We start from the raw sequence: 13,648 nt of genomic DNA, 5'->3' as shown, positions 1-13,648 counted from the left end.
TGACGCGCCTTATCACGGGTGATAAGGATGATTACGATTTGGGCAGTCGACGTTGGCTCCCGCCCGCATAGGCGCGCGCCAGACGCCCTATGCCGCTGACCGTCACCGGGGCCGCATTAGCCCCGACAAACACCGATTCACCCGGCACGAGTGGCAGGCGGTTTTCGCCATGTTGTAAGGTAAGCGCCCCCTCAAGGCAGAGCAGGATCGCAACTGAACCTGCCGGGAGAGTAGCGTTCGTGCCCTCCAGCGTGTAGACCGAAAAGGCGAAGTCCCCGACCGGCACCGGAAAATGGCTGGCAGCACCGTCTGCAATGGGCTGAGTCAGTAACTGAGCCGCCGGTTTTGCGGTAAACGCCACGTTTGCCACCAGTTCCGCAATATCGATGTGCTTTTCGGTCAACCCGGCGCGCAGCACGTTGTCTGAATTGGCCATCACCTCCAGCGCCACGCCTTGCAGGTAAGCATGGGGCGTCCGGGCAAACAGAAACATCGCCTCTCCCGGCGCCAGCCTGACCACATTCAGCAGTAGCGGGGAGAACAGCCCACCGTCGTCAGGGTAGATCTGTGCAATCCGACGGATCGTTTCCCAGGGCTCGCCTTGCCGGTCTGACAGCACGCCGTTTAGCACACCCAGCGCACGTTTTTTTTCATCGCCGCGCATCGCCAGTAACGCGCTAAACAGCTGGCGGAGTTGACGAGCATCCGGCTGAACTAAAAAATCGACAATCGCCGGATGAGCGTCAGCCAGCGGGTGTAGCAACCTGACGATGTCAGCGAATTCGCGAAAACCATTCATCGCCTCAAAGTCCGTGAGCGCATAAACCAGCTCCGGCTTATGGTTGGCATCTTTGTAGTTACGCTCAGCGTCGGTAAGCGGGATCCCCTGCGCATTTTCTTTAGCAAACCCCGCCTCGGCGGCTCGCTTATCAGGATGCACCTGGATGGAAAGCGGCTGACCAGCGCAGAGGATTTTGAATAAAAAGGGCAGTTCGCCAAAGCGCGCCGCCACCTCTTCGCCCAGCCAAACCGTATTGTCCTGTGCTATCAGGTCGTGCAGTGAACACACCTGCCCGTCTGTCTGTTCAATGGCCGAACTGCTTTTCGGGTGCGCCCCCATCCACAGCTCCGCCATCGGCAATTGCCCGGGGTTAGGCATTGCGTATAACTCTGTGAGCGCCGTTTTGCTGCCCCAGGCATAATGCTGCACCGTATTGATCAGTTTGTGCATGGTTCCCTCCCTTATTTTGCGTTTGCTCTGACCGCAAGCCAGGCCGCACCGCGCATCCCGCTGCTATCGCCATGCATCGCTTTCACCACCGGCGTCCGGAAGCTGTCGGTAAAGACCAGCGGGGCGATATCCTCAGCAATGTCATCAAACAGCATCGGCTCATTCGACAACCCTCCGCCGATAACAATCACGTGCGGATCGATAAAATTGACCACCGTCGCCAGCAGGCGTGCCAGTTGATGGCGGAAGCGAGCAACCTGTTCGCATGCCTGTGGTTCGCCTTCTTTCGCCAGACGCAGGATCTCCGGCGCACTTCGCATAACACCGCTGAGGTGGAAATAACGCTCCGCAAGGCCGGTACCGGAGACAAACGACTCGGTGCAGTTCTGTTTTCCGCAGTAGCAGGTGACCGGTGGGCCGTCCTGCTCCGGGCTGTAACCCGGCAACGTGATATGACCGCATTCGGCGGCATTCCCCCAGGCACCGGAAAAGGGCTGTTGCTGGATGGCGATCCCCCCGCCGCACCCGGTACCGAGGGTCACGCCAAACACCACGTTGTGCCCCTGCCCCGCGCCATCGCAGGCTTCCGATAAGGCGAAGCAGTTGGCGTCGTTTTCGATAATCACCGTGGTGCCCAGCCGGGTTTCAAGGTCTGATTTAAGATCCTGTCCGTTGAGGACCAGGATATTGGAATTTTTTATCTTACCGTTGATAGGCGACACGCTGCCCGGCAGCGCAATACCGATAGCGAAAGGTTCATTCATCTCATGTTTTATTTCGGCGATAAAACTTTCGAGTCCGCAAATAAATTCACGGTAGCTCTCTTTCACCGTTTCTTTGCGATAACGGCCCCGTTCTTTACCGCTTTCATGAATGACGACGGCAGCCATTTTAGTGCCGCCAATATCCAGCCCGAGATACAACATAGCGCCCCCTGTTTAATCTTAAGAAAAAAAAAGAGTCTGCTCGTTATGGCCATGCGGCAATAACAGCAAAAGGATAGCCCTGCACAATGAATGCAGCAAGCAGACTCAACAACGACAGGTAATATTAGAAGTGATATTTAAATCTTACGCGCGCACCATAACGATCTTTATCATCATTAGTTTGGTCAATGCTAATCCGTGACCAATATGCACCGAGATAAATATCAAAATTATCCATATCCATCACATTGCGAATGCGGTAAGAAGTATGGACGGTATTAATAGCGTATTTACCTAAAATAAGGTCACTGGCGTTTGTGACATCAATATTGTTCACGTTGAACGCTTTGACATCATTTTTAGCGTAAATATAACCGATCTCGACGTCATGCCAGAGGGCGTTAATCCCGGCGCTGAAATCTTTTTCATCCGTTGCATCCATATATGCGGTGCTCAGGTTCACAATCATCCCGTTATTCGGATTAGACTTTTGCCCGTTCCAGGTCAGGGTGGCGCCGTAGCCGTTACGTTTTGACTGATCGACAAATTTCCCGTCAGTGCCGGTGAAGCCGTAGGCATTGCTGACCACATTGCTTTCCATCGCGACAGCCGCGGTCACCTCGTCAACGGTCAGGGCAACAATCGGGCGCAGGTAGATAACGTTTTTCTTTTTTTCCAGCGAATTGCCGTGGTAGTTACTGTCCTGGAACAGTTTTGTCCCGTCGCGCGCGGATGTGTTTAGCTCGAAGTAGAATGGCCCGCTGGTTTTGCTCAACTGAATGGCCCCGCCGGAGCTACGTCCGCGGCCTTCTTTCATCATATAGATATAGCCGAAACCATCGTCGTAGAGATCGTTGGCAGTATTACCGGAATACTCAATATAGGTATCCTGATTCAGCGGGAACATATCAAAGGCTTCGTAGCGGCCGATTTTCACCTTCCAGTCTTTTTCCTGACCAAAGAAGAAGGCCGCGTCATCAAGGTTCATCGAACCGGATAGATCGGCCAGCGGCTGCACGGTAAAACCTGCAAACTGATTATTTCCCGATGTGCGATAACCGTCCAGGCCCATTAAAATACGGCCATTGACATCCCAGCGTTCTGAATCCCCGGCTTTCCAGTCTTTACCGGCACTGGTTTGCAATGAGGTTAACTGGCCTGTTCGGCTTGCCCCGTCAACGTTGAACTCCACATCACCGTAAAGTTTAAGACTGCCTTGCGGCGTGTCGAACGTCATTCCGGAAATAGCGGGGGCTGAGAGCGCAAATAAGGCACAGAGATAATTTTTGTATTTCACCATTAACTCCTTTGTTATTGTATAAATAAATAGCATAGATAAATGACAACGATTAACGCAGTACGCATCAGAACGATGCATACTCCGCTTTATAGAAAACGAAACTTATAAAGAACGTAATTTATAAAAAGTATTTTTGCGACAGCGATATAAATTCGCCGTAATTCGCGCACTGACTTAAATTATCGATAACGTCGTCATCAAGAATATTGGTCAAATAATCATATATCAGCATACTGTCGACAAATGCATCTTCACTGATCGCCAGCATAAAGACCAGTTTTACATATTTCCCCGGGTCCCATTCAATGCCTTCGGGAAATATCGCCACGGTGACCATGGTGCTTAATGCCACCAGCCCTAACGGGTGGGGAATGGCGATTTTGTCATCCAGCAATGTTGAGGCACGCGCTTCACGTTCAAGCACCGAGCCTAAATAGTGCTGATCAACCCTGCCCTGTACGTGCAGTTTTTCCGAGAGAAACTGAATCAGGGATTCCTTGGTGTGGGCCGTACTGTCAAAAACAAAAAAATGATCCGCCGAGAAGTAATTGACCATCGCCGCCGGAGGCGTGCTTTCAGCGGTCAAAAAGTACTTCATGTTTTCCAGTTGCCATCTTTCCGGCAGCGGCGGCAAACTGATCACTCGCTTATTCTTCTCTTCAATGCTCACCAAACTGATGACGATGCTCTCTTCCACACCGGTCATCGCTTTGTACTGCTCCACAGAGATGCACTGACTGATGGCGATATTGGGGTACATTCTGACAATTCTCTGACAGACGATGCGTGTCGACGCTCCGCCCTCGGGGCTGACCACCAGTGCGGTCAGCGTGTGGCCTTCGTCCTTAAGATGCGTCTCTTCCAGAATGGCCCCGATGTGCATCACCAGATAACCGATCTCATCATCACTGAGAGTGCCGGAAAAGAAATGCTCCAGTTCGCTAAAGGCGGCGAGGGTCATTTCATACATCAACGGGTAATGGCGCTTAATCTGCTCAATCAATGGGTTGATAATTGTGATGCCGTTATTCACACGAATACGCATCGCCTTAATATGGTTGAGTAAATTCTTGCGCGATAACTCGTCATAACGCACGTCACAGAACCAGGCGGCGCTCACGTAGCTTAAAAAGTGGTTCATCACCGCCCGTTCCGCGTCGTATTGATCCTTTTCCAGCGCGCATTCGCCCGGCGCAGAGCAAAACGCGGCAAGGTTCATCGCCATATAGTCAATTTCGCTCTGCGGCACATTGTTCACCGCGTCCCCGAGCAGCAGGGGAAGAATATCCCCCGCCACGGTTTTCAGGTACGGCTCGCAGGCGTCAAACTCATAGTCCAGCAGCCAGCTACCCCGGCGAATACGCTCGCAGGTGATACCGCAAATCAGGGTGAAGAAGCGCAGGTTCACGTCGCTGACCACCAGCCCATGATTGACGAAGTAGTGGCTTAACTGCTGCTTGATGTCCGCCACTTTCACCGTGGCGTTGAAGACTTCCTGGTCGTCCTCTTCCGCCTCTTTCGGGCGCAGCAGGCTATCGTATATACAGCGGCGCAGAGCCACTTCATTGCCGCAGAGGCGGAACTTATCGGCGCCCTCCGAGACAATATTCAGGTCATACAGAGCAAAGTGGCGCTTGAGCAGCGTAATGTCGTTGCGCAGGCTGTAAATGCTGATAAACCAGGTGGACTCCAGCTCCTCCAGAGAGACATCGGCATCCTGGCGCAACAGGGCGGTGAGCAGCGCACGACGACGTTCAGCTGTCGAGCGGGTCTCTTTCCACGGGCGCTGCGACTGCTCCAGTAGGGTTTTATGGCCCGTCGGATTGTCGACCTGAATGGAAAACCCTTTCTTGCGATCGTGAATGAGACTGTTACCAAAACCAGCAATGATATCGTTTAACTCTTTCAAATCACTACGGATAGTACGCGTGGAGACATTCATCTCCTTCGCCAGCGTTGCTTGCGTCACGGTACCCTGAGCAATCAGGGTGAAAATATCTCTGACACGCTTGTTGGTAAACAGTCTCATTTTTTTCTCTTTATTCTGGTTCTACGTACAACGTCTGCACATCATTCGGTTTGAGCGTCACCCGTTCCGGTGCGGGGGTCTTCTCATCCAGCAGCACATTGCGGGCATGTTTCAGCGCCGGCAGCGTGGCCTCAGTCTCCAGATTCGGGTTATAGAATCGGCAAATCAATCCTTCCCCTTCTTCAGCACATTTCACCACGCTCACCAGAGCATCCTGCGGGCCGCACGGCAACGACAGCAGGCTGTACGCCTGCGGGTAAGTGCGCGCTTCATCGCTCAGACAGAAACGCAGACGCCCATTGAGGAAGTCACTGTCCTGATAAACCGGGAACGACGTAAGGAACGCTTTCGACACCCGGGCATGCTGCGCCTCATCAAACGTACCGCTGTGGATACGCCAGCCAAAGTTGAAGGACAACGACCCCAGCAGTTGCGCATCCGGCGTCGCCACCACCGATTCACCCGATGCACGCCCAGGGCGATACAGCAGATTCTCTTTACCCATGTAACCAAATGAGCGGAACAGAGTAACGGAAATATTATCGAAATTATCACCGACAATTTCATATTCACGCACGCCATTGGTATGGAAAGTGAAACCGTGCGTGTCGTCATGCAGGTTGACGTAGCTTTGCATCGGTTCGATGGAGATCGGTTTCTCATGCCAGTTCTCCTCTTCCCACACCCGCAGGGCGTTGCTCAACTGGACCGGACGGACCACCACGCCGAACAACTGATCTGCATAAGAGACGTTGGCCAGAATGTCGGTGGCAAAGTGCACGCACAAACGATGGCTGAGCACCTGATTATCCACGTCGACGGCAAAACGGATCATATCGTCCTGTTGCAGGGTAATGCGTGTCGCCACTTTCATTTCGGCGGTCACCCGGCCCTGTGCACGCTCTTCCAGATTACCCGGCACCTTCAGCACATACTCAAGCTGCAGCGATTGATTCAGATCGTTGCTCTCGCGGCTGGACGAAGTCAGGCAGCCTTCGGAGGTGACAATCAGATCTCCACGCGGCGGCGAGTAGTTGTAGGAGTCGCCGTCATCGCCGTTTTCGACCAGCACCATCTGGCGTTCATAGCGTTTTCCGGTGGCTTTCCGGGTAATCGCCAGTAGCCCGTTCTCTTGCACTTCCACACGGTAATGGGCGTTTTCAATGGTCCGGGCGTTATCGGTAATCGATTCGCTGGCACCGTCAGCAGCAAAATCGAGGTGCCAGCGGGTGTAACCGAGCGCAGGCAGGTCGCTGCTGTTAACGGTCACTTTGGTGCGATAAACCTTCTCCGGTTTGTGGTACGGCTTGCCCGGATTAAGGCGAATGGTCTGGTTCAGCACGTAGCTGGTCAGACAGGTCTGTTCTTCAATCACATAAGGCAGCGCCTTGCCCGTCGCATCGCGCAGAGTAAATGGCATACCCGGCAGCCAGGCTTCGAACGTGACCTGCGGTGCCGCCGTATTGGTCAACGGGTTGAACACCGTGAAGGTATAGTCGTGTTCACGCGGCGTGCGAATTGCTATCAACCGGGTATGCAGCTCCAGCAGGTTGACGGCCAGATCCCGCGCCTGCTTGTAGCGGAAGAAGATGTCCTGATTGGTGTCATCGCTGTTGCAACCGCCAATGCTGTCGTGCGCCGCGTTGTAAAACATCAGCTTCCAGATATCAGCGACCACGTTAGCCGGATAGTCATGCCCCAGGCTGCGGCTAATAGCCAGCACCGGCTCGAGGGTGTTCACCAGCAGGGCTTCAATCTCATTATTGAGCAGCTTGAGGTCGGCACGGCACGAGAAAATAGTCTTGTGCACACGGGAGTGCTTCCCTTCGGTCAGTTCCCCCTGTAATACGCGCACATCCCCCACCACCTCTTTCTCCAGCGCTTGCAGGAAATCCAGAGGGCTGCTTATCTGATAATGACGTTCATCATCACAGGCGTTGAACCGCTTAACCAGTTCCGGCAGGTTTTCACGTACCGGCGCCTGGTCGAATCCGTGTGGATAAAGCAGGTTTGCCCGCTCGCTGCGCGCTTCGATGGGGGCCATTTTTTCTTTAAGAAACGCCGACAGAGTTTCCGGCGTCTCATCCAGCAGCCCGCCGTAGTGGTAGCCCCACGGTATCTGGACAGCAAACAGCTGATCGCCGTTGTCCCCCTGCCAGACAAATTCGGTCTCATGCAGCGTATTGTCGGCAATACCGCGCCAGAAAAGGGCATGGTTTATGCCGAACTGTTTGTAGAGTTGAGGCATGTTCCCGCCCTGACCAAAACAGTCAGGGACATAGCCAAGCGCCATATTGTTACCGGCGTCAGAGGCAACTTTTATTCCGTACCACAGGTTACGTACTACCGACTCCTGATGGATGACCAGTTGGTCGGTTTGGGTATACCACGGGCCGGTAAGCAAACGTTTTTCCGCAATTAATTTGAATAATGCCTCTTTGTCTTCCGGCGCCCACTTCAGATAGCTTTCAATTAAGGCACTTTGCGCATCCAGGAGATAACAGGGAAAATCATCGTTATTCTCCAGTATACGAATCACATTTTTGATGTGATTGAAAAGATAAATACGTGAGCGCGATGATGTGAAATACCATTCCTGATCCCAGTGAGTATGACTGTAAATATGGACAACTTTATTTTTCATACAAATCTCCCATACGCAAAGTGCGACAGTTAATCAAATTTTATTTCAATCTCTTCCCCAGCCGTATTCGCACTGGATTTAACACCGGGTTCTTCATCGTTAAAATTCACCAGCATATTGGCGCCGAAGGCAATGACAGCAGTCCCTACCAGCGCGCCGATAAAATAGGCCCACGGATTGCCAACGGTAAATCCACCGTATAATCCGCCAAGCGGTGGCATAATCGGGTAGGCTTTCAGTAAAGCAACGGTGACGGCCCCCAGGGTACCGGCCAGCACATTCAGCGGAATTAAGCGTGCAGGGTTACGCAGAGTAAAAGGGATGGCCCCTTCAGAGATACCGAGGATCCCCATAATAATGGAGCCATTACCGGCCTCTTTCAGCGTCTGGTTAAAGTTATGCGGGCGTAAAAAACGGGCTGCGGCATAACCTAATGGCGGAATAATAATCGCCACGTTGACCAGAATGGCAGGCAAATAAACGCCGCTGAGGAACAGTACATTCGCCGTGCCCCACGCCGCTTTGTTGACCGGCCCACCGAGATCGAAACAGATCATTCCCCCCAAAACCGCCGCCAACACGACCGTACTGGTACCGTCTTCGGTCATCCGTTGCACCCAGGCCATCAGTGAAATGTTAAGCCAGCTCAGCACATCGCCGAGCAACAGCAGCATCACCAGAACCTGCAGGCCAACGGTGATAAACGGCAGAATAATGAGCGGAACAGAGCTTGCCGCCGAGCCGGTAATGCGGATTTTGCGCGATACCCATTCAGAGGAGTAGCCCGCCAGCAGGCCGCCCAGTACTGCGCCCAGGAAGCCGGAACCGGTTAACGACGCAATCAGACCGGCGGTAAAACCGGACGCCAGCCCTTTTTTACCAGCCACCGAGTAGGCGACATAGGCACCGAGAACATAGTTCATCAGGCCGATAATTTTGAAACCAATGTCCTGTGTAAGGTACAGCCAGTTTTCCAGACCATCACTTTTGGCAAAAGCGTCAAGGTTAGACTCACCGATTGCCAGACCAATAATTTTGGCAACGGCGACCATCAGGGAACCGGCAATAATAACGGGCAGAGCAAAGGAAATGCCCGTCATAAGGTGATTCTTTATCTCTATCATTATTTTTTTCATAAAAACACCCAGATTATTTATTTCGACGAGCCTCAACGGCCGTCACACATTTCGTGATAACGTCAGAGGCATGGCTCACGCATTGCCCAATTTTTACCCGAATGATTATTTTCCCGGCGAAGCGTTCTTCCTCTTCAATGGAACGATCAGCGGCAATAAGCACAAAATCCGCCGCGGCCACTTCTTCGGCAGAAATCTTATTCATGATCCCCATTGCGCCCTGCTGTTCCATTTTTACCTGATGGCCCAGACGCGTCCCTTCTTTTTCCAGGGATTTAGCCGCCATCGGTGTATGGGCTAAACCGGCAATGCACGATGTGACGCCAACAATATTCATACTTCCTCCTCAATGGCGATACGTGACTTCATATAGTGAAATAACTCGTCTTCATCCCTGGCAGCGAACAGTTGCTCTCTGAATTCATCATCGACAATTTGGCTGGCAAGGCTATTAATAATTTGCAGGTGCAGTACTTTGGCACCAGATTCCGGCACCAACAGGCCAAAAATAATTTGTACCGGCTGATCATCCAGGCTTTCCCAGTCAATGGCCTGTTCCAGGCGAATAAAAATCACCCCCGCATGGGAAACATTGGCCGTTTTGGCATGAGGAATGGCGATTTGGCTTTCAAAGCCGGTGGAATATTGATTTTCCCTCTCCCACAAATCCGCTTCAATTTTATCGGCGTCATCCGCCCAGCCCTGGCTGACCGCATGGGTTGCCAGAAAATGGAAGATGGCCTTTTTATCCCTGAAGGTCTGATTCAAAAAAATGTTTTCTCGAGCAATGAGCATATACGTACATCTCCAGTCGCGTATTACTTCAATTAAGTTGAGTAAGATACTAAGTCTTATTTTGTCGACAAACAGACAGGCGTTTTCCGCCTTGAAGAGGAAACCGGTTCTACGGGAAGGGAAGAAAAAGGCGAGCCAGATCAAAAATGCATAACACTTTGTGATGCACATCATATTTATTGGCGGAAAAATGACGCTATTTTGCGGGGAAATATGTGAGGGAACTCATGAGTGGAAGACAAAAAAGCTGATGCACACTGCCTTTGTTGAATAAATCGAACTTTTAGCGCAAACAGGATCCGATCATTCCCTGCCCTGACAGTGCAGGGCGAATCGTGGCAAAGCAGAAGTTCAAAATCACCAACGGGAAAACGTATAACCACGCGCCCCGTCAACGGGGTTGGCTGACAGTCTGGGTCGGCGATGCCGCCGCCGCATGGTACGACACCGCTGTCCCCAAACCTCGGGACAGCCCCTTACGTTACCCCGATACGGCCATCGCCACCGCCCTGATGCTCAGGAACATACTCAGCCTTGCGCTGCGGGCGTTGCGGGGATTTAGCGACTCAGTTTCCCACCTAATGGCGATGCCGCTGCGTTGCCGGATTACACCAGCATCAGCACACGGACCAAAAGTATCAACGTCAATATCAAGACGCCGACGCGCGGTGAAATCGCCCATCTGGTCATCGATGCCAGCGGGCTGTGTCCCTTAATATCTTTGGGCTATATAACTATTTGTTTCCACAACACATTAAACTATGGCCCGATACGATCTTCCTGACGAAGCATGGAGCATCATCCAGCCCCTACTGCCTGCTAAACCGACATCCCCACGGGCCGGACGACCATGGGCTGAGCATCATAAAATCATCAACGGCATGTTCTGGTGCGCCATGGCGAGATTTACCTGAGCGATAGAGTCCATGGAAAACGGTTTATAATCGCTTTAAATAGCTTTGCATATTACCGCCCCACTTTAGCCAGACCATGGTGATTGCCGGGAAATGGCGAGGCAGCTTTCATAAACTGACCTACCCGTTCCAGTAACTGCCACATGTACCGGCACTGATGGTTTCGCGTTACGGTTTCGTGTAACGACAGCCATAGCCGCTCTATCGGGTTTAGCCATGGCGAATATGTCGGCAGGAACAGCAATCGGAACTTCTTGTTAGCCGACAGCCAACGATCAACCTTGCGGCTTTTATGAATGATGTAATTATCTACGACCAGCGTAATCGTTCTGGCTCGTCGATAGGTTTGCCTTAGCATAACTAACATGATGCTTCACGTCTCATCGTGCGAGACCAGTACTGGTGGGATGTCATGTCCTGCATGTATAGCGCTATTATGCGAAGCTATTTAGCAGGATAGTTTTTTTATGGCTTCAGATGGATTTTTTTTCGTACGTACTGAAAGAGATATATCGTGCCCAATGAAAATATAGCCATTTTCTTTTTCATCATTACCTATTTCTTTATAAACACCCGGTATCACCTCATCAGCCTCATCTATTCTTTTTAAAAAGTCATTCGTACTCACGCAAGACAAACTATCAAACCCATTAAATTTAAAGTAAATTATTGCATACCCTGCATTATTGTAAACATCATCTGGAATATCTTGTTTGTCCTTTATATTATTTTCTTGCATATAAGTATTCATGTCTTTTTCTCTTTCACTCTCGTTTATAAATATCATGAAAGAAACCTCCAACCCATCCTCTTCATATTTAAAGAATGGATCGCTAACACTTTCCATTCTCCATTGTCTATCAATTTTTTTTAGCTTATAGCTCATAATGGCAACCTTATAACATCTTGAATTATATTATTTTAGGTCCAGGCGTTATAGGAGGACCTGCAGCAGGCGCAGGCCCTGCCACACAAAGCGTGTTTCCCGCGTGTGCCGCTGCGACCCTGACCGGTAGTAACCCGTTTGCTGATGCGATGGCCGGCCGCATCGTAATAATAGTGCGCTTCAAACTCACTCTGCGGGCCACTGCCGTGCGCCTCTGTCTGCCGGTTATCGCTCAGCGCATCCGATATACTTTGTTAGCAAAATTAGTGAAATAAATTTATGTACAGCTCAACGGCAGACCGATCCCGCCGTCGGCCATCAACCTCAAAGGCTACAGTCTGGGGGAGTCAGGCTTTATTACCGAGATGCCGGTCGTCGTCACTGTCGAGCGGGGCAAGATAGTGATTGAGACTGATATTAATATCTGAACTAAACGACGGGTACAAAGTGGCTGGAAGGATCGTTTAGATCGCTTCCGGTTTTTATCTATTTATTCATCAGATTATTAACTTCATCACTGGTTATATTAAAAATTTCTATAGTATTAGTTTTTATATTCAAATCATAATTGCTATTTAATTTAATTAACCATTTATAAAAGCCCAAAAAATAGCCTTCATTGTCTTTTGTCACTTCAATAAATCCATTATCCATATGAGATAATTCCAGTAATTCTATAAGATTAAAAAATATATTTTTATTTTTGATCAGGTCATTCGTTTCAACCTGCATTAACATTTTTATTAAAAATAATTCATCTGATATATCCATTATTGTTGGTATATCAGAGAATCTTGACTCTATCTCACTGATTTTCATTTCATTACCTTAGAATGGAGAACCATCAAGAGGAATGTGAGCACCATTTGGATCGGACTTGAACGTTCCCCATGAACCATCCGTTCTAAGCACCTCTTTTGTAAAGATATTTCTAATGCTGGCCGTTGGACCTTGCGCGGCATTTGATGTTGGGAATTTAGCTGCTGCTGCCGGATTTGCTCCATGCCCATAAACTGAGTAGGTGCCAGAATCGTATTTAAATCCACCAGAAGGAAACTTCACTGGATCATTTCCCCATGTATTAGGCACTTCATTTTGGTTGGTCCACGCTTCTATATCTGCATGGTTTACTCTGCCATTATTCACTAATTCAGAAGGGTCAGTAGGACGCCGAGTGAAACGACCCGTTTCGCTATCACGCCACCGTCTCGCTTTTTGATCAAAATGGCAGCCTGCAAGCCCCAGCGGATCGATCCAAGTCAGCGCATTCGGCGCATACTGATAAAGATTAATTCCCCCCGCCAGCCCTATCGGATCATAGGGACGATCCTGACGCCGTCGTACTTTTTAACGCACTTAACTCATTGAAGCAACCGCTTTTTTAAGTCACGTTTTCGGCCACATTAACACCCCCGTAACCCCACAGCCCCGACGCGCACTTTTGGCCCGTACACGCTACCGCCGCGCCGTGACTTTCCCTGTCTGCACATCCCGCATCATAACAACACGCCGTACCGCTGGCATTACCTGTTTTTATAACGGCAACCCGTGACGGGGCCGCTGCTTGTCTGCGGCTCCGGCGCGGGTTCTGCGGGCGCGGGCGGCAAAGAGCCCGCAAGCGACGCCCTGCGGCGCTTTGGTGCACGGTGTCGGAGGGACCCCCCCTCTGGCAGGATAGTTGACACCCCATACTGAAAATCTCTATGGGGGCAACGGAGCCTGTTATGAAACGTTATTCACCGGAACGTAAAGCCGCAGTTTTGGCCAAATTACTGCCACCCTACAAC

Annotated in this window: 12 protein-coding genes and 4 pseudogenes; 3 read left to right on the top strand and 13 right to left on the bottom strand. The window is 50.8% G+C overall.

Annotation, left to right across the window (positions count from 1 at the left end; genetic code table 11):
- Positions 1–31: 31 nt before the first annotated feature.
- The 8 genes from manA to FJU30_RS09280 all read right to left on the bottom strand — a co-directional run bounded on the left by manA (position 32) and on the right by FJU30_RS09280 (position 10,061).
- Complete coding sequence (gene manA, locus FJU30_RS09315; RefSeq protein ID WP_150434712.1) at positions 32–1,231, bottom strand: mannose-6-phosphate isomerase; 1,200 nt, start codon at positions 1,229–1,231, stop codon at positions 32–34.
- 11 nt (positions 1,232–1,242) lie between these two features.
- Positions 1,243–2,157, bottom strand: coding sequence for an ROK family protein (locus FJU30_RS09310; RefSeq protein ID WP_150434711.1), 915 nt, complete (start codon positions 2,155–2,157; stop codon positions 1,243–1,245).
- 124 nt (positions 2,158–2,281) lie between these two features.
- Positions 2,282–3,454 carry a carbohydrate porin gene (locus FJU30_RS09305; RefSeq protein ID WP_395858542.1) on the bottom strand — a complete coding sequence of 391 codons (1,173 nt, stop codon included), beginning with the start codon at positions 3,452–3,454 and terminating at the stop codon, positions 2,282–2,284.
- Between the two features lie 121 nt (positions 3,455–3,575).
- Complete coding sequence (locus FJU30_RS09300) at positions 3,576–5,486, bottom strand: BglG family transcription antiterminator (protein ID WP_150434709.1); 1,911 nt, start codon at positions 5,484–5,486, stop codon at positions 3,576–3,578.
- Between the two features lie 10 nt (positions 5,487–5,496).
- Entirely contained in the window at positions 5,497–8,130 is a 2,634-nt protein-coding gene (mngB, locus tag FJU30_RS09295) for a mannosylglycerate hydrolase (RefSeq protein ID WP_150434708.1), read from the bottom strand.
- Positions 8,131–8,159: 29 nt separating this feature from the next.
- Complete coding sequence (locus FJU30_RS09290; RefSeq protein WP_223881567.1) at positions 8,160–9,254, bottom strand: PTS fructose transporter subunit IIC; 1,095 nt, start codon at positions 9,252–9,254, stop codon at positions 8,160–8,162.
- Between the two features lie 25 nt (positions 9,255–9,279).
- Positions 9,280–9,603, bottom strand: coding sequence for a PTS fructose transporter subunit IIB (locus FJU30_RS09285; protein ID WP_150434706.1), 324 nt, complete (start codon positions 9,601–9,603; stop codon positions 9,280–9,282).
- Complete coding sequence (locus tag FJU30_RS09280; RefSeq protein WP_150434705.1) at positions 9,600–10,061, bottom strand: PTS sugar transporter subunit IIA; 462 nt, start codon at positions 10,059–10,061, stop codon at positions 9,600–9,602. Before FJU30_RS09280 ends, FJU30_RS09285 begins: the two co-directional genes overlap by 4 nt.
- A gap of 335 nt (positions 10,062–10,396) precedes the next feature.
- On the opposite strand from FJU30_RS09280, the pseudogene FJU30_RS09275 reads away from it, so the two are divergent.
- Positions 10,397–10,767 (top strand): annotated as a pseudogene (locus tag FJU30_RS09275) (transposase); the annotation flags it as partial.
- Positions 10,768–10,822: 55 nt separating this feature from the next.
- Positions 10,823–10,979, top strand: a pseudogene (locus FJU30_RS09270) (transposase); the annotation flags it as partial.
- 48 nt (positions 10,980–11,027) lie between these two features.
- Here FJU30_RS09270 and FJU30_RS09265 read toward each other — a convergent pair.
- Together FJU30_RS09265 and FJU30_RS09260 are read right to left on the bottom strand one after the other, a co-directional pair.
- A pseudogene (locus tag FJU30_RS09265) lies at positions 11,028–11,330 on the bottom strand (transposase); the annotation flags it as partial.
- 93 nt (positions 11,331–11,423) lie between these two features.
- Positions 11,424–11,861 (bottom strand): hypothetical protein, encoded by a 438-nt coding sequence (locus tag FJU30_RS09260; protein WP_150434704.1) that lies wholly within the window; start codon positions 11,859–11,861, stop codon positions 11,424–11,426.
- A gap of 275 nt (positions 11,862–12,136) precedes the next feature.
- Here FJU30_RS09260 and FJU30_RS09255 point away from each other — a divergent pair, with 275 nt between their 5' ends.
- On the top strand, positions 12,137–12,289 hold the full coding sequence (locus FJU30_RS09255) for a SymE family type I addiction module toxin (RefSeq protein WP_150435007.1): 153 nt from the start codon (positions 12,137–12,139) through the stop codon (positions 12,287–12,289).
- Positions 12,290–12,347: 58 nt separating this feature from the next.
- Here FJU30_RS09255 and FJU30_RS09250 read toward each other — a convergent pair whose 3' ends face one another.
- From FJU30_RS09250 to FJU30_RS27615, 3 genes and pseudogenes are all read right to left on the bottom strand, one after another.
- On the bottom strand, positions 12,348–12,680 hold the full coding sequence (locus FJU30_RS09250) for a hypothetical protein (RefSeq protein WP_150434703.1): 333 nt from the start codon (positions 12,678–12,680) through the stop codon (positions 12,348–12,350).
- A 9-nt stretch (positions 12,681–12,689) separates the two neighbouring features.
- Positions 12,690–12,923 (bottom strand): hypothetical protein, encoded by a 234-nt coding sequence (locus FJU30_RS09245; protein WP_191091562.1) that lies wholly within the window; start codon positions 12,921–12,923, stop codon positions 12,690–12,692.
- A gap of 164 nt (positions 12,924–13,087) precedes the next feature.
- Positions 13,088–13,178, bottom strand: a pseudogene (locus tag FJU30_RS27615) (RHS repeat-associated core domain-containing protein); the annotation flags it as partial.
- Between the last annotated feature and the right edge of the window lie 470 nt (positions 13,179–13,648).

Source organism: Affinibrenneria salicis, assembly GCF_008710095.1.
Note: the sequence above shows the minus strand (reverse complement) of the source record. Positions and strands in the feature narration are given on the sequence as shown.

Coding starts and splice junctions, on each gene's coding strand:
- manA (WP_150434712.1), bottom strand. CDS start 1,231: ATGCACAAACTGATCAATACGGTGCAGCATTATGCCTGGGGCAGCAAA.
- FJU30_RS09310 (WP_150434711.1), bottom strand. CDS start 2,157: ATGTTGTATCTCGGGCTGGATATTGGCGGCACTAAAATGGCTGCCGTC.
- FJU30_RS09300 (WP_150434709.1), bottom strand. CDS start 5,486: ATGAGACTGTTTACCAACAAGCGTGTCAGAGATATTTTCACCCTGATT.
- mngB (WP_150434708.1), bottom strand. CDS start 8,130: ATGAAAAATAAAGTTGTCCATATTTACAGTCATACTCACTGGGATCAG.
- FJU30_RS09290 (WP_223881567.1), bottom strand. CDS start 9,254: ATGATAGAGATAAAGAATCACCTTATGACGGGCATTTCCTTTGCTCTG.
- FJU30_RS09285 (WP_150434706.1), bottom strand. CDS start 9,603: ATGAATATTGTTGGCGTCACATCGTGCATTGCCGGTTTAGCCCATACA.
- FJU30_RS09280 (WP_150434705.1), bottom strand. CDS start 10,061: ATGCTCATTGCTCGAGAAAACATTTTTTTGAATCAGACCTTCAGGGAT.
- FJU30_RS09260 (WP_150434704.1), bottom strand. CDS start 11,861: ATGAGCTATAAGCTAAAAAAAATTGATAGACAATGGAGAATGGAAAGT.
- FJU30_RS09250 (WP_150434703.1), bottom strand. CDS start 12,680: ATGAAAATCAGTGAGATAGAGTCAAGATTCTCTGATATACCAACAATA.